Genomic DNA, 19,386 nt, shown 5'->3' on the forward strand with positions numbered 1-19,386 from the left:
TGGGACCCCACTTCCAGGCGCGGGTTGCCGAGGAGCCCTCCTGCGGTCACCCGCACACCGTCACCGCGGAGATGCCGGGTGCACCCGGCGCCGAATCCGGCACATGAAGGGTGCAGCCCGACCGGGCGTCCGGCTCGGCGCCTACCGCGAACGGAAAGCGCTTACCAACCAGCTTTGGCACGCTCGCGCGGCATCATCAACGCCGCCCGCCTCCGGCCCGCCGCCGGCGGGGGGCGGGGGCGGAGCATGCGAGCCGCCGCGAACGGCGACCGGCGTCAGCCCGCCGGCGGCGTAGCGGGCTCCGGCGCGTCGAGTCGGGTGCGGGCGGCCGCAACCAGGCGGGCCAGTTCGGCGGGGGAGGGGTGGCCGTCGGCGACCAGAGTCACGATGCGGCGCTCGACCCGGTCGCCGGCGGCGATGCGCAGCGGGCTGTCCCAGGCCAGCGCACCGCCCACGCCCGGATACTCCTCGGCGCGCACGAACCACGGGTCCGCGGCGGCGCCCGCGGCGGCGAACACCAGGCTCCACCGCGCCCCCGAGGCAGCCGTGCCCAGCAGCGCCAGCCACGGCGACCGCGAGCCGTGCACAGCCTCCTCGCCCTCGGTGCCGGGCCCGAGCACCCGCGGCGCCTCGGCCTGTCCGGGTGCCCGCCAGAAGAAGCCGCCGTAGCCGGCTCCGGGGCGGCCCTTGGTGGCCGGGCTGTTCACCTCCAGGTCGCGCTCGCCGGCGCGCAGCCGCGTGCTCAAATCCAGCGCCCAGGTGCGCTCGTCGATCTGCCGGGCGGCGGTTTCGCGGACCTCGGTGAGCGGTTCGGCGCCGTCGCGTGCCACCCACACCAGCTGTTCCACCGCCCGCGCGTCCTCGGCGGCCGCCCAGCCGCGGTGCTCCTGGCGGCCGTGGTTGTCCAGCAGCACGGGGCCCCGGTCGCGCACGAACGTCGTGCCGCCCCAGAAGCTGCTGCCGTCGATGTCGGGCACGGCCACCCCCGCGCCCAGGTGGTGCGGGTGGTCCGCGGGATAGACCTCGGTGACCACAGTGCCCGCCAGGGTGCGGACCGGGTGCAGGTAGGGGCGGGGCGAGAGGTGCGGCTCGACATCGGCGCCGCTGTTCCACTCGGCGACGACGGTGCCTTCGCAGCGCAGCAGCGGCATCGGCGAGTCCCGCCCGGTGGTGGCCGTGCCCGCCCGCGGGCTTCGGTCGGCGCCGCGCGTGTCGCCGTGATCTGCCATGGGGTCCTGCACCGTCCCTTCCGCGGGGCCGCCCGGTCACCCGCCGGGCAAGCGGGCGGCGGTCCCGGTCCGTCGTCTGGCATGTTCGAAAGCCGCCGCGGCCAGGCGCGGCGGCTCGGCCTCATCCGCCGCCGCCCTCCGCCGCGAACGCGCGCCGCTCACCGGTTCCTGCCGCGGAGCGCGCCCACGGCGCCGCCACTTCGGAGAACAGGGCCGTCCGCTCTGCGCTGAGCGCGACGAGGTCGTCCACACCCTCCACCACGCGGTGCACCCCTTCGTCGTCCTCGGTGACGCGCTGCATCGCGGCGGGGATGGGCAGCGGGTCGGGCGCTCGGCGCACGGCGTCCAGGACCGCCGTGAAACCGGCGGTGTCCTCGGGCGGCACCAGCAGCGGGGCCTCACCGCGCAGGTGGCCGACGAGGTTGCGGAGCAGGTCGGTGCGCGGGTGGACGGTGCTCTCCGGCGTCCGTCCCGGGCGCTCCAGGCGGACCTCGTCCAGGGTGTAGAACAGGGTGATCCGTCCGGCGTCGCCGTGGATCACCAGGCGGGGCGGGCGCGAAGTGGCGGCCACGAGCGTCACCGCGATGCTGATCGGGACGCCGGCGGGGGTGTGCAGCCGCACGCAGGAGGTGTCGTCGCTCTCGATCGGGTGGGCGTGGAAGAGTTCGAGTTCGATCTCGCCGGCGGTGCCGCGCTGGACGCCCGCGACGGCGAGCGCGGTCGCCACGGCGTGGGCGAAGGGGTTGGTCAGCGCGCCGTCCACCACGTCGGTGCCGCCCAGGCTGCGCCGCCCGGCCCACTCGGCGCGCTCGTAGTAGCGCGACGTGCGCACCCAGGTGCCCGCGCCGCCGATGCCGCGGAGCTCGCCGATGGCGCCGTCGGCGATCAGCGACCGCACCGCGCCGACGGCCTCCGACCCCAGGCTCTGAAACCCGATCTGGCAGGCCAGTCCCGAGGCGTCCACGGCCGCGCGCAGGGCGTGGAACTCCTCGGCCGTGGCGGTGGGCGGTTTCTCCAGCAGCAGGTGCGATCCCTGATCCAGGGCGGTGCGGGCGAGCGGCAGGTGGGTGTGGATCGGGGTGCACAGGATGGTCACCGCGCCGCCGGTGTGCCGCAGCAGCCTCGCCAGATCGGTGTCCTGCCGCACCTGCGGGTGCCCGGCGAGCTCGTCGGCGGACAGCGGCACCCGGTCGCACACGCCGACCAGGCGCACCAGCCCCTCCTCCGCGAGCGCCCCGACATTGCGCAGGTGGGAACGGCCGTGGCCGTGCGCGCCGGCGAGGACGACCGGAACGGGGGTTTCCCTCATGGCAACCTGCTTTCGCGAGTCGGTGCGGTCGTTCCGGTCGTGGTGGCGCGAGCGAGTGTTGGAAAGCGCTTGCCAAGTCAATTTAGGCAGCTCTGCCCGCGATGTCAACGGCGAGCGGGAGCCGGAGACCGACCGGCGGCGGTGCAGCCGGAGGGGCATCGGCTCCCGGGGGGTGCCGCGCGGCCCCGGGGGATCACGCGCCGGCACGGGCGCTGTGCGTGGGTGCAGGCGATTCGGGCGCTGCGGTCACCTCGGTGCCGGTGATCCGGACTTGCTTCCGTGCGGAGGGCGGGGCGTGCGACGGCGGGCGGCACCCGCGGGCACCAGACGGCGGGTCGTGATACCGGCTCCGCCCGCCACCCCGAGCGTGGGCTGCACCCCGGCGCCGCCCTTCGGTACCTCCCGATCGCCCGCATGTGGGGGAATTCCGGAGACTGTCGGGGCGCTCGAAACCCCGTGAACCCGATACGATCATCGTTCGGGGGGAGGGTTTCGGACAGGCGAGTGAGAGGCGGAACGGCGTGCCCGGAGAGACCGGAGCGAACGGCCCGCAGCCGGACGACGGCGAGGCCGTGGTCGTCGCGGTCCGGGGCGAGATCGACATCGCCACGGCCGACGACATGCGGGACCGGCTGCTGGCGGCGGCCGGCGAGCCCGGCTGTGCGGTGCTGATCGCCGACTTCACGGGCGTGGACTTCTTCGACGCCAGTGGTGTCCGCGCGCTCATGGCGGCGCGCCGGCGGCTCGGCGCCCGCGGTGTCCGGCTGGTCCTGGGCGGACCCTCTGCCGCGGTGCTGCGCACCCTGGAGGCCCTCGACCTCGCCGCCGAGTTCCCCGTCCTGCCCGTGGCGCAGGTTCCCTTCATCCCCCGGCCGGCCCTCCGGCGCTGACGGCGGGATCGCCGCGGGAGCCCTTGCGGTCGCCGCGGTCGGCGCCTTCTCCGCCCTCCGCGGTACCGGGGCTGTCGGCGGCCTCGGCACCGGTCGGCCTCTGCGCGCCGGGCGCTGCCAGGAACTGACCGAGCAGGTCCGCAACGGCCTCGTCGGCCAGCCGCAGTCCGGCGCCCAGTTCCACGTCGTCGGCAGAGTAGCGGCCGCGGCCCGCTGCGGTCGTGGCGGCCACGGTCGCCAGTCCCGCTCGCCGCTGGAACGGAGAGCGCGAGATGCGCCAGCCGATGATGCCGTCGCGGCGCAGCGCGACCGTGGAACGGGAGAACGCCCCCTTGCGCATGACCAGGTAGCCGGGCGCGAGCGCGTGCCCGAGTCCCCGGTAGGCCGCGACGGCCCAGGGCAGCAGTAGTAGCGCAGCGGCCGCCACCCCGGCCACGGCGGCGGCGGTCCCGGCTGCGGGCCACACCTGTTCGGGCGCCCACGGCAGCCGTTGCGCCTGCGGCAGCGCCGCCGGTGCCGCGGCCAGACCCGCGGCGAGCGCCGCCACGGCGCCCGCGGCGGCCAGGGCCCGAGTGACGCGGCGCCGCAGGGCCGCGCGCGGGTGCGCCCGCAGCGGTACCGCGACCGGCGGCTCCGCTTCGCCCGCCACGGCCGCGCTGAGCCGCAGCGCCCGTGCCCGCGGCATGTCGGGTGACAGCGCGCTGCGCGGCACCGCCCCGCCCTTGCCGGCCTCGGACCCCAGCCCGGTCGCCACGGCGCGCACGCGTGCTCCGCGCGCCCAGCGCAAGAGCAACGGTTCGCGCAGTTCGACCCCGCGCAACCGACGCTCCTCCAGCGACAGGGCGGTGTTGGTGATCAGCCCGCGGCGCAGTCGCAGCGTGCCGTCCGGCTCGCGCTCCAGGCGGTAGCCCCACCACGTCTCGACCTGCACCGCCGTCGCCGCGACAGCGCCGGTGAGCAGCACCGCGGCCGTTGCGGGCACGGCGAGGAGGGGCAGGGCGGCGAGGCGCTCGGAGACCGCGGCCGCGGCGTCGTTCGCCCGCTCCTGGCCGAACCAGCTGATCACGTTGTACACGGCGCCCACGGCCGCGGCGCCGAGCAGCGGTGTCGCGGCCGAGACCGGCGCGAAGCCGAACCACACCGGCCGCAGCCGCGCCAGCTCACGCGCGGCCCCGGCGGTGCCGGCGTGGGCGCGCCCGGCCTCCGCGGTCGCCGGCGCGCCGTCCGCGGCGGCGACCTGGGAGCCGCGCAGCAGCAGTTCGCGGCGCAGCCGCTCGCCTTCGGTGCGTGTGACGTAGGCCAGGACGAGCTCGTCGGAGCCCGAACCGGTGCTCTGGCCGGTGCCCACGGTGACCTTGCACAGCCCGAGTGGCCGCAGCCAGATCTCGACGGAGACGTCCACGCTGCGGATACGGTCGCGCGGCACGGAGCGGTGCTCGGCCACCAGCACTCCGCTGCGCGTCTCCATGCGCTCGCCGGTGGCGCGGTAGCGGGTTCTGCGCCAGCGCACGTATTCGGCCAGGGCGGCCGCGCCCGCGAGCAGGGGGGCGCCGGCGAGCATCAGCACTCCCCACGGCCAGAAGTCCCCGTGCGCACCCGCCGCGACGGCGGCGACAACCGCCGACGGCACCAGGATCACGGTGAGCAGCAGCGGGAGCGCCCATGCGGTGAGCGGGTTCAGGTGCTGCCATCCGGCACCGCCGGAGGCCGTCGCCTGCGGGTTCACGTCGCGTCCCCTTCGGTGCGCTCGGTGGCCTCGGTCAGCTCGGCGGCGACCTGCTCGGCCTGCCCGCTGTCCAGGCCCTCGACGGTGATCGGGCCCGCCGCCGAGGCGGTGGTGACCGTGACGTCGGCCAGCCCGAAGACGCGCTGCAGCGGCCCGCGGTGGGTGTCGACCGTCTGGATGCGCGACATCGGGGCCACGCGCCACTCCTGCCAGAGCCAGCCCGCGGCGGTGTAGACGGCGGTGTCGGTGACCTCCCAGCGGTGCACGCGGAACCGCCACAGCGGCATGGCGCCTGCGACGGCCAGCCCGGCGGTACTCAGCGCGGCCGCGGCCAGCCAGAGTGCTGTGACCAGGGTCGCGGGCGGCTGCGCGAACTCGGGAACGACGGCTGCGGCGGCAGCCGGGGCGGCCGCGGCCGGTACGGCGACCAGCAGCGTCCGCGTGGTCCACCACGCGATCGCGCGGCGCTCCACGCGGTGGCGGGGCGGCCGCAGCACGGTCGCGGCTACGGCGGCTGGGGTGGTTGTCATGGCCCGGATGCCTCCTCGTTCGATGTGATGCCTAGAAAAGTGATATCACAATGCTATGGTGAAGCCATCCCCGATCGAAAGAAAGAGGCCCTCTCGATGAACTCCGAACACCCCGAGTCCGCACCCGCCGGTGCGGGCTCCGGCGTCGTCCAGATGCCCGTCCCCAAGTACCGGGAGCGGGAGGCGCTGCAGGCGCCGGGCATCCCCGTGGCCGTCGGCTGCCTGCTGCTGCTCGCCGCCGGCGCCGCCGCCGTGGTCGCCGGGGTGTCGGCGTCCGCGCAGCCCTCGGCGCCGCTCATCGCGGCGGGTGCCGTGCTCGCGGTCGCCGCGGTGCTGGGTGCCGCCGGACTGACCGTCGTCGCGCCCAACCAGGCACGCGTGCTGCAGTTCCTCGGCCGCTACGTCGGCACGGTCCGTGCCGACGGGTTGCGCTGGGTAAACCCGCTGACCACCCGAAACGCGGTCTCCACGCGCATCCGCAACCACGAGACCTCGGTGCTGAAGGTCAACGACGCCGGCGGCAGCCCCATCGAGATCGCGGCGGTCGTGGTCTGGCAGGTCGAGGACACGGCGCGGGCCGTTTTCGAGGTGGACGACTTCGTCCAGTTCGTCTCCATCCAGACCGAGACGGCGGTGCGCCACATCGCCAACAACTACGTTTACGACGCCCCCTCCGAGCGGGTGAAGTCGCTGCGGGACAACGCCGAGGAGATCACCGAGCGCCTCTCGGCCGAGATCTCCGAGCGAGTGGAGTCGGCGGGCGTACGCATCGTCGAGTCGCGCTTCACCCATTTGGCCTACGCTCAGGAGATCGCTCAGGCGATGCTCCAGCGCCAGCAGGCCGGCGCCATCGTCGCCGCGCGGCAGCAGATCGTCGAGGGCGCGGTCGGCATGGTCGACGCGGCGTTGCAGCGCCTGGCCGAACGGGACGTCGTCGATCTCGACGAGGAGCGCAAGGCGACCATGGTCAGCAACCTGCTCGTGGTGCTCTGCTCCGACCGCCCCGCGAATCCGGTGGTCAACGCCGGATCCCTCTACCAGTAGGAACGCCTGATAGCACCGTGGCTGAGCGGAAGAAGATCCTGCTTAGGCTCGATCCGGCCGTGCACGACGCACTCGCCCGATGGGCGGGCGACGAGCTGCGCAGCACCAACGCCCAGATCGAGTTCCTGCTACGCCGGGCCCTCTCCGACGCCGGCCGTCTGCCCCGCGACACCAAGGGCATGCCCCGCCGCGGCCGCCCGCCCCGGCGCGCGCCGGGGGAGTCCGACCAGGACGCGGAGAGCGCCGAGGACGCCGGCGACTCGGACGGCGGCGCGGGCGGTCCGGACGGCGACGGAGAGCCGCCCCAAGCGTGACCGGCGGTCGCCGGACGGGGCCGGCTGCGATGTCCTGCGGCGCCAGGCGGGGCGGGTCGGGTCTGCTGTGCGGTCTTGCTGGTTTGCCGGGGTGCGGGTGGTCTTCGCTGGAAAGGCGGCGACGGCGGCGGTGGGCTGGGCCCGTGCCCAACGGGCGGGTGCCCGCCGGTGGCCCACCCGGCGAGGCGGCGACGGCAGCAGCGGGGCCGGGCCCGTCGTCATCGGTTCGGGTGCCCGCCGGTGGCGCGCCCGGCGTGGGCGGCGAGGAGCCCGGGGAGCCGGGACGGGGGCCGTGTGTCCGTGATGTCGCAGGGTGACGGGACGATCGTGGCCGTATGACGAAATCCAGCGGCGTTTTATGGGATTTTGGCCACGATCGCCGCGGCCGACTTCGCCACGTCAGACATAGCGGGCGCGGGGACGGGGAGGCGCCTTCGCCGTGTTCCGGCCGGGCCCGCGCAGGCCGGAGGCCGCGCGGCGGGGCGCGGTCGCGGGTGCTTGCACGGCCCGAGGGTGCGCCGGATCGGGAGGCGGAGGCGACGCCGCGTCGCTCGTGGCGCCGGGGTGTCGCCGCCGGAAGCTCCACCGCCCGATGGGGCCAGCTTTTGGGGGCCTATGACCGTTTTGCGGGCGGTGTGGGTGCGCGCGGTGGTCACGAGGTGCACGAAAAGTTGACGTCGGGGGCGTTTTCGCGCCATTCGGCGCGTCTCGTGGGCCGTCGCCGCCGCAGCGCGGGGACAGGCCCACCGGGAACTCGGCATTTGCGGACAAAACACCCCGCGTTGTTTCGTATAGCGGAATGAATGTGCCAGGGTTTCGCCTCGGGGCGTAGCCGAGGCGGATGCCGCCGCACCTACGTGCATCTCGTGGCCCCAGTCCGGCTCCATAGCGGTCGCCGACCACCCCGCGTCGGGCCCGCGCCGACAACCGGGCGGGCCCGGGGCTCGACCACCCGCGGCCGAGGCCGACGACCGCCGCCCCGACTACCCCAGGCCCGGCCCCCGCCGCCCCTCGTCGGCCGCCGCCACCGGCGGGCACCCGGCCCGGTGATCGCGGGCGTCACCCCGCGGTGCCCTCGCCGCCCCGCCGGGACTCAGGACACCGTGCACCCGCCCGGCGCCGAGGCGCACAGCGCGGCGCGGCCGCTCCACGGCAGGCGCCCCGCACAGCCCGAGGGGCGCCCACCACCACGTCAACCCTGTTCGGCCGACCAGCCGTACTCCTGCTTCAGCTGCTTCTTCAGCAGCTTCCCGGCGGCGTTGCGGGGCAGTTCGTCGGCGACGATGCGGATCCGGGAGGGGATCTTGAACGGAGCCACCCGCGGCTTGAGGAACTCCACGAGGGCGTCCTCGGTGAGTTCGCCGCCGGAGAGCACCCGGACGACCGCGCCCACCTCCTCGCCGTAGACCTCGTCGGGGACGCCGAGCACCGCCACCTCGCCCACGGCCGGGTGCTCGTGGACGGCGGCCTCCACCTCCGCGCAGTAGACGTTCTCGCCGCCGCGGATGATCATGTCGGTCGCCCGGTCCACGATGTAGAGGAAGCCCTCCTCGTCCAGCCGGCCCAGGTCGCCGGTGCGCAGCCATCCGCCGGTGAACGTCGCCGCTGTGGCGTCGGGCCGCCGCCAGTAGCCGTGCACCACGCCGGGGCCCTTGATCCACACCTCGCCGACCTCGCCGGGTGGCAGTTCCTGTTCGGCGGCGTCGACGATCTTGACGTCGACGGTGGCCACCGGCACTCCGGCGCTGTCGGGCCGCAGCAGGTAGTCGCTGCCGCCGTTCACCGTCGCCGTCGCCGAGCACTCGGTAAGGCCGTACCCCTGTCCCAGCAGCATGTCGTGCATGGTGCTGCGGGTCCGCGAGACCAGAGCGGGCGCGGCCGGCGCGCCGCCGGAGGCCAGCAGCATCAGGCTGCTCAGGTCGTACTCGCCCAGCCGCGGGGAGGATGTCATCTGCGAGATCATCGCCGGCACCGCGGTGATGGCGGTGACCCGCTCGCGGTCGACCAGGCGCAGCGCCTCCTCGGGGTCCCACTTGTACATCAGCACCAGCGTTCCGCCGTTGAACAGCGTGGGCAGCATGACCGTCTGGGCGCCGGTTGCGTGGAACAGCGGCAGTACGCACAGCACCACGGCCGGCCCCAGCGCGTCGACGTAGGCTTGTACCTCCTCCATATCCAGCCCCAGCCGCATCAGCGACCGGAACCGCGAGTAGGAGCCGGAGACGATGTTGGTGAGCAGGTTGCGGTGCGACCCGACCGCGCCCTTGGGGCGCCCGGTGGTTCCAGAGGTGTAGAACAGCGTGCACGGTTCGTCCGGCGCGAGTCCGGCTTCGGGCAGCCGCGCGTCGGCGGCGACCTCGCCCAGCGCCTCCTCCCAGGTACGCGCCCCCTCGGGAAGGCTCCCGGTGCGCACCCCGATCAGCGCGACGCCCAGCCGCGCCGGGGCGTCGCCCAGCCGCTCGATGCGTTCGGCGTCGGCGACGAGCACCCCGGCACCGCTGTCGGTGAGGCCGAACTCCAGTTCCGGGCCGCTCCACCACGAGTTCAGCGGAACGGCGATCGCGCCGACGGCCGTGGCGGCGAAGTAGGCGATCACCCACTCCGGGTAGTTGCGCATCGCGATCGCGACCCGGTCGCCCTTGGCCAGGCCGTAGTCCTCGACGAAGCGGCGCGCCAGTGTGGCGGTGGTGCGGTAGAAAGCGGCGTGTGTCAGCCGCTCGTCGCCGTAGACCAGGGCCGCGGTCTCGCCGTGTTCCAGGCTCGCCTCCACGACCGCGCGCATGTGCGCCGGCGCGTGCTTCCACACCCGGGTGGCGACGCCGCCGATCTCGGCGGTCTCCATCTCGAAGGGGCCGCCGCTCACCAGCAGCCGTGCGGTGACCGCGGTGAGCGAGCGTGTCGGACGGGTGATCTCGGGTTCGGTCAACTGCTCCTCCACGGTCACATGCACTTCCCAGTCGATCCGCCCCTCAAGGGCTCTTTCGCAGCGGGCGGCGAGAACGAGGCGCGCCGCCGGTGCGGCCCCGCCGCGGCCGGATCAGGTGAAGCGGATCAGCGTCCGCCCTCCCTTGCCGTCCCGCATCCGCTGGAACGCGTCGGGCAGCCCGTCGAGGCCGACCTCGTCGGTGACCATCGTCGCCACGTCCAGGCCCCCTCGGCGGACGTGGGCGGCGACGACCGGGACGTCGCGGTCGGGGTCGCAGGAGCCGTAGAAGCACCCGCGCAGCGTGCGGGCCTGGTGGAAGATCTCCAGCGCGCTGAGGGCCACGGTGTCGTCGAGCGCGCCCGCGCCTACCACGGTGACCGCCCCGCCGCGGCGGCTGATGTCCCATGCGGCGCGGATGGTCGTGCTCGACCCCACGACCTCGAAGGCGTGGTCGGCCCCGCGTCCGCCGGTCAGCTCGCGCACCCGCGCCGCCAGGTCGGCGCCGGCCTGGACGAAATGCGTGGCGCCCAGCGCCAGGGCGAGTTCGCGCTTGGCGGGCGAGGCGTCGACGGCGATCACGGGGTCGGCACCCGCCAGGGCCGCGGCCTGCAGCGCGGCCAGCCCGACGCCGCCCAGCCCGATCACCGCGGCCGACTGCCCGGCCGCGACGCCGGCGGTGTTGGTGACAGCGCCCCAGCCGGTGAGGACCGCGCACCCCAGCAGTGCGGCCGTGCCGGCCTCGATCCCCTCGGGCAGGGGCACCACGCCGTTGGCCGGGACCACCGTCGCATCGGCGAAGGCGGCCGCGCCCAGGCCCGGGTAGACCTCGGTGCCGTCCTCCAGGTCGCCGTAGGGCTGCTGGGCGGCGTCGAGGCCGTGCTCGCACAGGTAGGGCTCGCCGTTCTCGCAGAACCAGCAGGACCGGCACGGCGGCGTCCAGTTGAGCACCACGGGGGTGCCCTCCTGCAGGCCGGAGACGCCGGGGCCGACGGCCTCCACGGTCCCGGCGCCTTCGTGGCCGAGCACCGACGGCAGCCGCTGCGGCAGCACCCCGTCGGCCAGGGACAGGTCGGAATGGCACACGCCCGCAGCCGCCAGTCGCACCCGCACCCGGCCCGGGCCGGGTTCGCGCAGGGCGACCCGCTCGATGCGCGGCGGCTCCCCGATCCCCGCGAAGACGGCGGCGCTGACGGTGGTGCTCATGGGCGGCCCTTCCATGTGATCCCGATTACTTTCGAAGTAAGCGCGAGACTATAAGACCGACCGGTCGGTTTACCAGAGGGGTAGCGGCCCCCGGTCACCCCGGCGACCCCCTCCGGTATCCGCCCCGCGGCGCCGAGCGCGCCCGCCGCGCCGCGGCGGCGGGCCGCCGGCCCCCGATAGCATCGGAGTGTGGTCAGCAAAAACCAGCGGCTGCCGCGCGAGGTGCGCGAGCGGCAGATGATCGACGCCGCCGTGCGGGTGTTCTCCCGCTCCGGCTACCACACGGCGAGTGTCGAGGACGTCGCCGAGGCCGCGGGCATCTCCAAGCCGATGGTCTACATCTACCTCGGCTCCAAGGAGCGGCTGTTCACCGCCTGCATCCACCGCGAAGCGGACCGGGTGGTCGAAGCGGTGCGCGCGGCGGTGCACCCCGGCGAGCCGCCGGAGCTGGGACTGTGGTCGGCGCTTCGCGTCTTCTTCCGCTTCGTCGCCGACAACCGGGACAGCTGGGCGGTGCTCTACCAGCAGGCTCGTGCCCAGAGCGCGGCCTTCTCGAAGGAGGTCGCCGCCGCCCGTTGCCGCGTCATCGACGAGATCACCGCCATGGTGGTGGCCGGTACCCGGCTGCCCGGCGGCGAGCGCATCGTCTCCGAGCGCGACGCCGAGATCCTCGCCCGCATCGCCATCGGTGCCGCCGACTCGCTCATCGACTGGCTGCTGGAGCACCCCGAGGAGAGCGCCGACAGCCTGGTCGAGAGGGTCGTGAACCTCGCCCTGGTGGGCGTGGAACGGTATAACACCGGCGACATCCCCCCGCCCTGACCGGATCCGCGGGCCACCGCGGCGGCGCCGCCGAACGGGCGCCCGGCCCGGCGGAGACACCCCCGGAGTCCTCCCTAGCGCGTTTCCTCCGGAGGCAGAAGGGCAGCGGCAGGTCGACAGGCAAGACACCGGCCGCGTACGAAGGGGAGATCCGACGTGGGTCAGACCGTCGCCAACCATCTGCTGCAGCGCCTTCGGGGCTGGGGTGTCGAGAACATCTTCGGCTATCCGGGGGACGGGATCAACGGCATCGTCGCCGAGCTGGGCGAGGCCGAGGGGCCGCACTTCGTGCAGAGCCGCCACGAGGAGATGTCCGCCTTCGAGGCCGTGGGCTACGCCAAGTTCAGCGGTAACCTGGGCGTTTGCATGGCCACGAGCGGGCCCGGCGGCGTGCACCTGCTCAACGGCCTCTACGACGCCAAGCTGGACCACGTGCCCGTGCTCGCGATCGTGGGCCAGACCCACCGCACCGGGATGGGCGGCAGCATCCAGCAGGAAATCGACATGCACACGCTGTACAAGGACGTCGCCGACGCCTACGTGCAGACGGCCATGGTGCCCGAGCAGTTCCCCAACCTCATCGACCGGGCGATCCGCACCGCGCTGTCGGAGCGCCGCCCCACCGCCGTCATCATCCCCGCCGACCTGCAGGAGACCGACTACAGTCCGCCTCAGCACGAGTTCAAGCACGTGCCCTCCAGCAAGCCGGGGCTGAGCCGGCCGCTGGTGGTTCCGCCGAAGGACGAGGTCCGGCGGGCGGCCGACGTCGTCAACGCCGGCGAGAAGGTCGCGATCCTGATCGGCCAGGGAGCCCGCGGCGCGGCCGACGAGGTCGTCGAGCTGGCCGAGGAGACCCGCGGCGGTGTCGCCAAGGCGCTGCTGGGCAAGGACGTCCTCGACGACGAGCTGCCGTTCGTCACGGGCGGGATCGGGCTGCTGGGCACCCGGCCCACCTGGGAGATGCTGCGCGACTGCGACACCTTCCTGATGATCGGCTCCAACGTGCCCTACGCCCAGCACCTTCCGCCGTTCGGCAAACGGGCCGTGCAGATCGACATCGACCCGAACATGATCGGGATGCGCTACCCCACCGAGGTCAACCTGGTGGGCGACGCCGCCGAGACGCTGCGCCGGCTGCTGCGCGAGGTGCGCTCCCGCAAGGGCGAGAAGGGCCCCGAGCGCTGGCGCGAGGGAATCGAGAAGAGCGTCCGCGAGTGGTGGGACTCCATGGACCAGCAGGCCCATGTGCCCGCCGACCCGGTCAACCCGATGCGCATCTGCAACGAGCTTTCGCCGCGCCTGCCCGACAACGTGGTCGTCACCTCCGATTCGGGTTCGGCGGCGAACTGGTACGCGCGCCATCTGCGCTTCAAGACCGGCATGCGCGGCTCGCTGTCGGGGACTCTGGCGACCATGGGCTGCGGGGTGCCCTACGCCATCGGCGCCAAGTTCGCCCACCCCGACCGTCCGGCGATCGCCCTGGTCGGCGACGGCGCCATGCAGATGAACGGGATGGCCGAACTGATCACCGTCCGGCGCTACGCCGGGGAGTGGAGCGATCCCCGGCTGATCGTGTGCGTGCTGCACAACGACGACCTCAACCAGGTCACCTGGGAGCTGCGGGCCATGGGCGGCTCGCCCAAGCCGCCCTTCAGCCAGGACCTGCCCCCGGTCTCCTACGCCGGCTTCGCCCAGTCCATCGGCCTGGGCGGCGAGACCGTGGACGACGCCGACGCCGTGGGACCGGCGTGGGACCGCGCCCTGGCGGCGGACGGCCCCGTGGTGCTCGACATCCACTGCGACCCCGACATCCCGCCGATTCCGCCCTATGTCGAGACGGACCAGCTCACCGACACGTCCAAGGCGCTGGCCTCGGGCGATCCCGACCGGTTCGGCGTGATGGTAAAGGGCCTGCGCACCAAGCTGCAGGAGTTCACCTCGCCGCGCCGGTGACCCGCCGCGGCGAGTGCCGAGGATGAGAGTAGGCGCCGATGCCTGATGGCGACCGCCGCTCCGGCGGCGACCGGGACGCGTCCGGTGCGGGCGCCCGCGAGGAGGAGCGCCCGCTGGCCGATCGCCGGCCCGGCGACCAGGGCGACCTGCCCGCACCCGACGAGGACATCGCGGGCGAGCGCGAGCCCTCGCCCTCCGACCCGGCCTCCTACGACCCGTCCCAGGAGGGCGACGAACCGCCGGAGCGCCCCACGCGCGCCTGATCCGCGGTCGGCCGCAGCGGCGGGGGCGGAGGTGGCCGCGCTGCCGGGGCTGGGCCGTCGGCGTGCCCGCTCGCCCGCGAGTGAGCGCGTTAGCCGCGGGCGGCGTCAGGCGGTGGAGCCGGCCCCGGCCGAGGGGCCGGTCTCCTCTTCGGGCTCGCGCGGCTCGCAGTTGAAGCAGTTCATCCTGAAGACCTGCTCGCCTGCGGCCGTGCCGGTGTAGGCGCCGGGCAGGCCTTCGGCCGCGCCCGGCTGCCCGGCGACGGTGGCCGGGTCGACCCGGCCGCGGAACCGCAGTTCGCCGCCCTCGGCGCTGGTGCCGCTGCAGACCACGGTGAGCCGGTCGGTACCGTCCTCCGCGCTGCTGCAGGACAGGCTGCCCGCCACGGGGTGGCCCTCGCGCTCGAACGCCTGCTCGGCCTCGGGGCGCAGCAGTACGGCCGAGAGCTCACCGGTGGCCGAGCGCAGAGTACGCACCTCCTCGGAGCTCTCCGCCGTGGAGCCCTCCAACCCCACCACGCCCACGAGTAGCAGCACGGCCACCGCGAGCCGGCCGCCCTCACGCGTCATCGTCGGCCTCCCTTTCACGGGCGCAGCCCCGCCGTTTCGGGCGAGGAAGAGTGCTCTGCGCCTACTTTCGCCCACACACAGCGCCGACCTGCGCAGCGCCACGGTTCCGCGGGGCAAAGCATCCTTGGTTTCCGGTGACCGGCGTCGGTGCAACAGCCCCGCAGCGGCGCCGAATCTGCTGAGACGAACGGCACGCCTCCGCGGTTTCGGCGGTCTCGTGCGACGACGGCGTCCCGCCCGCTTTCCTCGGCGGCGTTCCGGTTGCCGCCTCGGGCCGGGCCGACAAGGATGGGAGCGGTCGTGGATCAGCCGGGTCAACGGGGGGCGCGATGGCGCAGCCGTACTTGGACACCGCGGTTCCCGCGGGCGTCGAGCCGGGGGAGCACGCGCGGCTGCTGCACCGTGTACACGAGGCCGTGCTCTCGGGGCGCCGGCCTCCCGCCCGGCTGCGCCCCGTCATCGCCGACTCCTGGGAGCGGATGCGCCGGCGCCGGGTCGACCCCGAACGCGGCAATCCCTCCGCCGTGCTGCGCCACGAGGAGCTCCAGCGCCACCGCTCCGCCTCGCCGCTGGCCGAGCTGCTGCCGATGCTGCGCGAGGCCCTGATGGCCGTCGCCGACGACGCCTCGCACTTCATGGTGGTCGCCGACGAGGAGAGCCGCGTCCTCTGGCGCGACGGGCCGGTGCGGATGCGGCGGCTGGCCGACGGCATGGGCGCCGTCGAGGGCAGCCAGTGGAGCGAGGAGGCGGCCGGGACCAACGCGCTGGGCACCGCACTGGCCGTGGACCGCCCCATGCAGGTCTACTCGGCCGAGCACTACGTACGCGGACTGCACCAGGTCACCTGCGCTTGCGCGCCGGTGCACGACCCCCGCAGCGGACGCGTGCTGGGCGCGGTCGGCGTGAGCGGGCCCGCCCGCACCGTCCACCCGGCCACGCTGGCACTGGTCAGCGCGGTCGCCCGGCACGGCGAATCGCAGTTGCGCGGCCGGCACCACGCCCACCTGGAACGGTTGCGCGCGGTCGCGGCGCCGATGCTGGCGGGGATGCAGGAGAACGCGGTGGTCACCGACACCGACGGATGGACGGCCACGGCGGCGCGCATGGACCCGCCGCGGCGCGTGCTGCTGCCCCGCGGGCTGGAGGGCGGGGCGGCGTGGCTTCCGGGCCTGGGGGAGTGCGGCATCGAGCCGCTGCCCGGCGGGTGGCTCATCCGGCCCGGGGGCGGCGAGGCCGCGCCGCCGACCGAGGTGGTGCTGGACCTCTCCGACGGCGCGGCGCCGCAGGTGACGGTGGGCGGCCTCAGCGGTCGGTGGACGCACCGGCTGACGCTGCGCCACACCGAGCTGCTGGTGCTGCTGTCGCGATCGGCTGAGGGCTGCAGTGCCGCCCGCCTCGCCGCCGACCTGTTCGGCGACTCCGAGCGGCTGGTCACGGTGCGCGCCGAGATGTCGCGGCTGCGGCGCCACCTCGGCGGCGTCGTGGAGAGCCGTCCCTACCGGTTCAACGAGGGGCTGCGGATCAGCGTCCGCATGCCGGAGTGTGCGGCCGATCTGCTCCCGGCCTCCACCGCGCCCGGCATCCGGCGCCTCCGGGCCGCTGCCGAACGCGCCGCCGCGGGGGACCGGCCGCCCCGTTGAGCGCGTCCCGGCGGCGCGACCGGAACCGCCTGCATCAGCGGCCTTTAATTACTAAGAGTAGTCAGTCGGCGACTATTTGCAACCTGATGCAACCTTTGCCGATGTGGCGCCTGATGCAGTTGAGTTGGAACCAGCGGGCGGACACGCCCGCACCAGGCCACGTCCGCCCGTGCCCGTGCCTTGAGGGGGGTAGCGGGTCCGATCACGCGGGGCGGACTTCCAAAGGCGGCGGCCCGTGCCGGGTGGGGGAGCCCGGCCGGGCCGCCGCCGCGCACTCATGCGCCCCGGCGCCTCGGCCGGTGGCAACGATCCCGTCAGGACTCGGTAAAACGCGGTCGGATGTGCTCGGCCGGGCGGGAATGGTGCCTTCAGCGGTCCCCGGTCGTTCCCGCGTCCGCGGTGGGAGCCCGAGGACGGCACAGGAGGCCGCCGGGCCGTGCCGCGGCCGGCCAGCATAGACTGGGCCGGGACCGGTCGGCCCGGGGGCCGCGGATCTTCCAGCGAGATCGGGCGCGAAGCGGGCGAACCGCGGCCGCCGCGGCGGCGTCTGAGAGACGACAGGCAGCACCACAGGCAGCAGCAGGCACCACCCAGCCAGCGGAGGTGGATCGTGCAGGATCCCCGGGAATCCCAACGGCGGCCCTCGGCCCAGGGCTCGCGCATCGACCCCTATGTCGGCAGCTACGCGGCACGGGCCCAGGGCATGGTGGCTTCAGAGGTCCGTGCGCTGTTCGCCGTCGCATCGCGGCCCGAGGTCGTCTCGCTGGCCGGCGGCATGCCCAACGTCGGCGCGCTGCCCATGGACGACATCGGCCGCATCGTCTGGCAGGTGGTCGCCGAACAGGGCAGCACCGCCCTGCAGTACGGCTCCGCCCAGGGCGACCCGGTGCTGCGCGAGCACATCTGCGAGGTCATGGGCGAGGAGGGGATCGACGCCGCCGCCGACGACGTGATCGTCACGGTCGGCTCCCAGCAGGCGCTCGACCTGGTCACCCGGGTCTTCGTCGACCCCGGCGACGTGGTGCTGTGCGAGGCCCCCACCTACGTCACCGCCATCAACACCTTCGCCGCTTTCCAGGCCGACGTCCGCCACGTCGAGATGGACGACGACGGCGTCGTGCCCGAGGCCCTGGACGAATCGCTGCGGCGCATGGCCGCCGAGGGCCGCCGGGTGAAGTTCTTCTACACCATCCCGAACTTCCACAACCCCGCCGGCGTGACGCTCTCGGCCGAGCGCCGCACCCGCGTGCTGGAGATCTGCCGCCGGCACGGCCTGCTGGTGCTGGAGGACAACCCCTACGGCCTCCTTCGCTACGACGGCGAGGCCGTGCCGCCGCTGCGTTCGCAGGCCCCCGACAACGTCATCTACCTCGGCTCGTTCTCCAAGACGCTGTCGCCGGGCTTCCGCATCGGCTGGGCGCTCGCGCCCGCGGCGGTGCGCGCCAAGCTGGTGCTGGCCGCCGAGTCGGCCATGCTGAGCCATTCCACTTTCAACCAGATGGTGGTGCGGCGCTACCTCACCGCCCACGCCTGGCGGGAGCAGATCAAGAACTTCAACGAGATGTACCGGGAGCGCCGCGACGCCATGCTCGGCGCCCTGGACGCACTGATGCCGGCCGGCACCACCTGGACCCGTCCCGACGGCGGCTTCTTCGTGTGGGTGACGCTGCCCGAGGGCTTGGACGCCAAGGCCATGCTGCCCCGCGCGGTCAACGAGCGGGTGGCCTACGTGCCCGGCACCGGCTTCTACGCCTCCGACGAGGGCCGCCGGAACATGCGGCTGTCGTTCTGCTATCCCACGAGCGACCAGATCCGCGAGGGGGTGCGCCGGCTGGTCGGCGTGATCGAGGGCGAGACCGAGCTGCGTGATACCTTCGGCGGCGCGTCCACCCCCGCCGCGGCGGGCGACGACTCCCCCTTCCCCGACCTTCCCTGACGAAGCGGGAAGCCCAGTGACACCACCAGCGCAGCAGGAAGGCAGGACCGTGGCCGATCTCGACCGGGTGCTCGTACTGGCGGGCGGCATGTCTCCCGAGCACGAGGTCAGCGTGCGTTCGGGGCGGCGCGTCGCCGAGTCTCTGCGCCGCCTGGGCGTGGAGGCCCAGACGGCCGACATCGACGCCGACCTGCTGGACCGGCTCGCCGGCGACCCGCCGCAGGTGGTCTTCCCGGTGCTGCACGGCGCCTCCGGCGAGGACGGCGCCACCGCCGAGATCCTGCAGCTGAGCGGGGTGCCCTACGTCGGCGCGCCGCCCGAGGCGTGCCGCAGCGCCTTCGCCAAGCCCGCGGCCAAGGCACTGGTCGCCCGGCAGGGCGTCGCGGTGCCGCGCGGTGTCACCCTGCCGAAGTCGGCTTTCCACGACCTGGGCGCGCCGGCGCTGCTGCAGCGCGTGGTGGACCGCCTCGGCCTGCCCCTGTTCGTCAAGCCCGACCAGGGCGGGTCGGCGTTCGGGGCCGCTCCGGTCGACTCCATGGAGGCGCTGTCGGCGGCCATGGTCAGCTGCTTCGCCTACGGCGACCGGGCGATGATCGAGGAGCGGATCGAAGGCACCGAGATCGCCGTGGGCGTTCTCGACCTGGGCGAGGGCCCCTTCGACTTGCCGCCGGTGGAGATCGTGCCCGACGGAGGCGTCTACGACTACGCGGCGCGCTACACCCCCGGCCGCACGGAGTTCTTCAGCCCGGCCCGGCTGGGCGGGGAGACCGCCCGGGCCGCCGCCGAGGCCGCGCTGACCGCCCACCGCGCCCTGGGGCTGCGCGACTACTCCCGCACCGACCTCATCGTCGACGCCGACGGCGGCGTGCGCTTCCTGGAGGTCAACGTCGCGCCGGGGCTGACCGAGACCTCCACGTTCCCCCTCGCGGTCGAGGCGGCCGAACTGGACTTCGGCCGGGTCTGCCGCGACCTCGCCTTCAACGCCTGGAACCGCGGACGCACGGGCTGAGCCTCCGGCGCCCGAGCGCCGCGGT

The 19,386-nt window shown here is 74.1% G+C and carries 16 protein-coding genes; 9 read left to right on the forward strand and 7 right to left on the reverse strand.

What is annotated here, in order from left to right:
• Positions 1 to 275: 275 nt before the first annotated feature.
• On the reverse strand, positions 276 to 1,229 hold the full coding sequence (locus tag EKD16_RS11760) for a DUF6807 domain-containing protein (protein WP_242677352.1): 954 nt from the start codon (positions 1,227 to 1,229) through the stop codon (positions 276 to 278).
• 121 nt (positions 1,230 to 1,350) lie between these two features.
• Entirely contained in the window at positions 1,351 to 2,538 is a 1,188-nt protein-coding gene (locus tag EKD16_RS11765; protein WP_131098418.1) for a Gfo/Idh/MocA family protein, read from the reverse strand.
• Between the two features lie 521 nt (positions 2,539 to 3,059).
• On the opposite strand from EKD16_RS11765, the gene EKD16_RS11770 reads away from it, so the two are divergent.
• Entirely contained in the window at positions 3,060 to 3,428 is a 369-nt protein-coding gene (locus EKD16_RS11770) for an STAS domain-containing protein (RefSeq protein ID WP_242677353.1), read from the forward strand.
• Here the strand turns inward: EKD16_RS11770 and EKD16_RS11775 are convergent.
• Positions 3,400 to 5,154: a PH domain-containing protein gene (locus tag EKD16_RS11775; RefSeq protein ID WP_131098419.1), complete on the reverse strand. Its 1,755-nt coding sequence runs from the start codon at positions 5,152 to 5,154 to the stop codon at positions 3,400 to 3,402. The genes EKD16_RS11770 and EKD16_RS11775 overlap by 29 nt on opposite strands.
• Positions 5,151 to 5,684 carry a PH domain-containing protein gene (locus EKD16_RS11780; protein ID WP_131098420.1) on the reverse strand — a complete coding sequence of 178 codons (534 nt, stop codon included), beginning with the start codon at positions 5,682 to 5,684 and terminating at the stop codon, positions 5,151 to 5,153. Before EKD16_RS11780 ends, EKD16_RS11775 begins: the two co-directional genes overlap by 4 nt.
• Positions 5,685 to 5,780: 96 nt before the next feature.
• On the opposite strand from EKD16_RS11780, the gene EKD16_RS11785 reads away from it, so the two are divergent.
• Together EKD16_RS11785 and EKD16_RS11790 are read left to right on the forward strand one after the other, a co-directional pair.
• Positions 5,781 to 6,728: an SPFH domain-containing protein gene (locus EKD16_RS11785; RefSeq protein WP_131098421.1), complete on the forward strand. Its 948-nt coding sequence runs from the start codon at positions 5,781 to 5,783 to the stop codon at positions 6,726 to 6,728.
• Between the two features lie 17 nt (positions 6,729 to 6,745).
• Complete coding sequence (locus tag EKD16_RS11790) at positions 6,746 to 7,042, forward strand: hypothetical protein (RefSeq protein WP_131098422.1); 297 nt, start codon at positions 6,746 to 6,748, stop codon at positions 7,040 to 7,042.
• A 1,192-nt stretch (positions 7,043 to 8,234) separates the two neighbouring features.
• On the opposite strand, the gene EKD16_RS11795 is transcribed toward EKD16_RS11790, so the two are convergent.
• Both EKD16_RS11795 and EKD16_RS11800 read right to left on the reverse strand, forming a co-directional pair.
• Positions 8,235 to 9,968, reverse strand: a complete 1,734-nt coding sequence (locus EKD16_RS11795) for a class I adenylate-forming enzyme family protein (RefSeq protein WP_131102425.1) — start codon at positions 9,966 to 9,968, stop codon at positions 8,235 to 8,237.
• Positions 9,969 to 10,079: 111 nt separating this feature from the next.
• Entirely contained in the window at positions 10,080 to 11,171 is a 1,092-nt protein-coding gene (locus EKD16_RS11800) for a zinc-binding dehydrogenase (protein WP_131098423.1), read from the reverse strand.
• A 189-nt stretch (positions 11,172 to 11,360) separates the two neighbouring features.
• Here EKD16_RS11800 and EKD16_RS11805 point away from each other — a divergent pair, with 189 nt between their 5' ends.
• From EKD16_RS11805 to EKD16_RS11815, 3 genes are all read left to right on the forward strand, one after another.
• A complete protein-coding gene (locus EKD16_RS11805) occupies positions 11,361 to 11,993 on the forward strand; it encodes a TetR/AcrR family transcriptional regulator (RefSeq protein ID WP_131098424.1) in 633 nt (210 codons plus the stop codon).
• A 156-nt stretch (positions 11,994 to 12,149) separates the two neighbouring features.
• Positions 12,150 to 13,946: a thiamine pyrophosphate-requiring protein gene (locus EKD16_RS11810; RefSeq protein WP_131098425.1), complete on the forward strand. Its 1,797-nt coding sequence runs from the start codon at positions 12,150 to 12,152 to the stop codon at positions 13,944 to 13,946.
• A 38-nt stretch (positions 13,947 to 13,984) separates the two neighbouring features.
• Complete coding sequence (locus EKD16_RS11815; protein WP_131098426.1) at positions 13,985 to 14,209, forward strand: hypothetical protein; 225 nt, start codon at positions 13,985 to 13,987, stop codon at positions 14,207 to 14,209.
• A gap of 105 nt (positions 14,210 to 14,314) precedes the next feature.
• On the opposite strand, the gene EKD16_RS11820 is transcribed toward EKD16_RS11815, so the two are convergent.
• A complete protein-coding gene (locus EKD16_RS11820) occupies positions 14,315 to 14,776 on the reverse strand; it encodes a hypothetical protein (RefSeq protein WP_131098427.1) in 462 nt (153 codons plus the stop codon).
• A gap of 329 nt (positions 14,777 to 15,105) precedes the next feature.
• Between EKD16_RS11820 and EKD16_RS11825 the strand changes: the two genes are divergently transcribed.
• The 3 genes from EKD16_RS11825 (at position 15,106) to EKD16_RS11835 (ending at position 19,361) form a co-directional block, all read left to right on the forward strand.
• Entirely contained in the window at positions 15,106 to 16,416 is a 1,311-nt protein-coding gene (locus EKD16_RS11825) for a GAF domain-containing protein (RefSeq protein WP_131098428.1), read from the forward strand.
• A 607-nt stretch (positions 16,417 to 17,023) separates the two neighbouring features.
• Positions 17,024 to 18,352: an aminotransferase-like domain-containing protein gene (locus EKD16_RS11830; RefSeq protein WP_394347341.1), complete on the forward strand. Its 1,329-nt coding sequence runs from the start codon at positions 17,024 to 17,026 to the stop codon at positions 18,350 to 18,352.
• Between the two features lie 49 nt (positions 18,353 to 18,401).
• Positions 18,402 to 19,361, forward strand: coding sequence for a D-alanine--D-alanine ligase family protein (locus tag EKD16_RS11835; RefSeq protein ID WP_131098429.1), 960 nt, complete (start codon positions 18,402 to 18,404; stop codon positions 19,359 to 19,361).
• The last annotated feature ends 25 nt before the right edge of the window (positions 19,362 to 19,386 follow it).

Origin of the sequence: Streptomonospora litoralis (assembly GCF_004323735.1) — a bacterium.
GTDB classification, from domain to species: domain Bacteria; phylum Actinomycetota; class Actinomycetes; order Streptosporangiales; family Streptosporangiaceae; genus Streptomonospora; species Streptomonospora litoralis.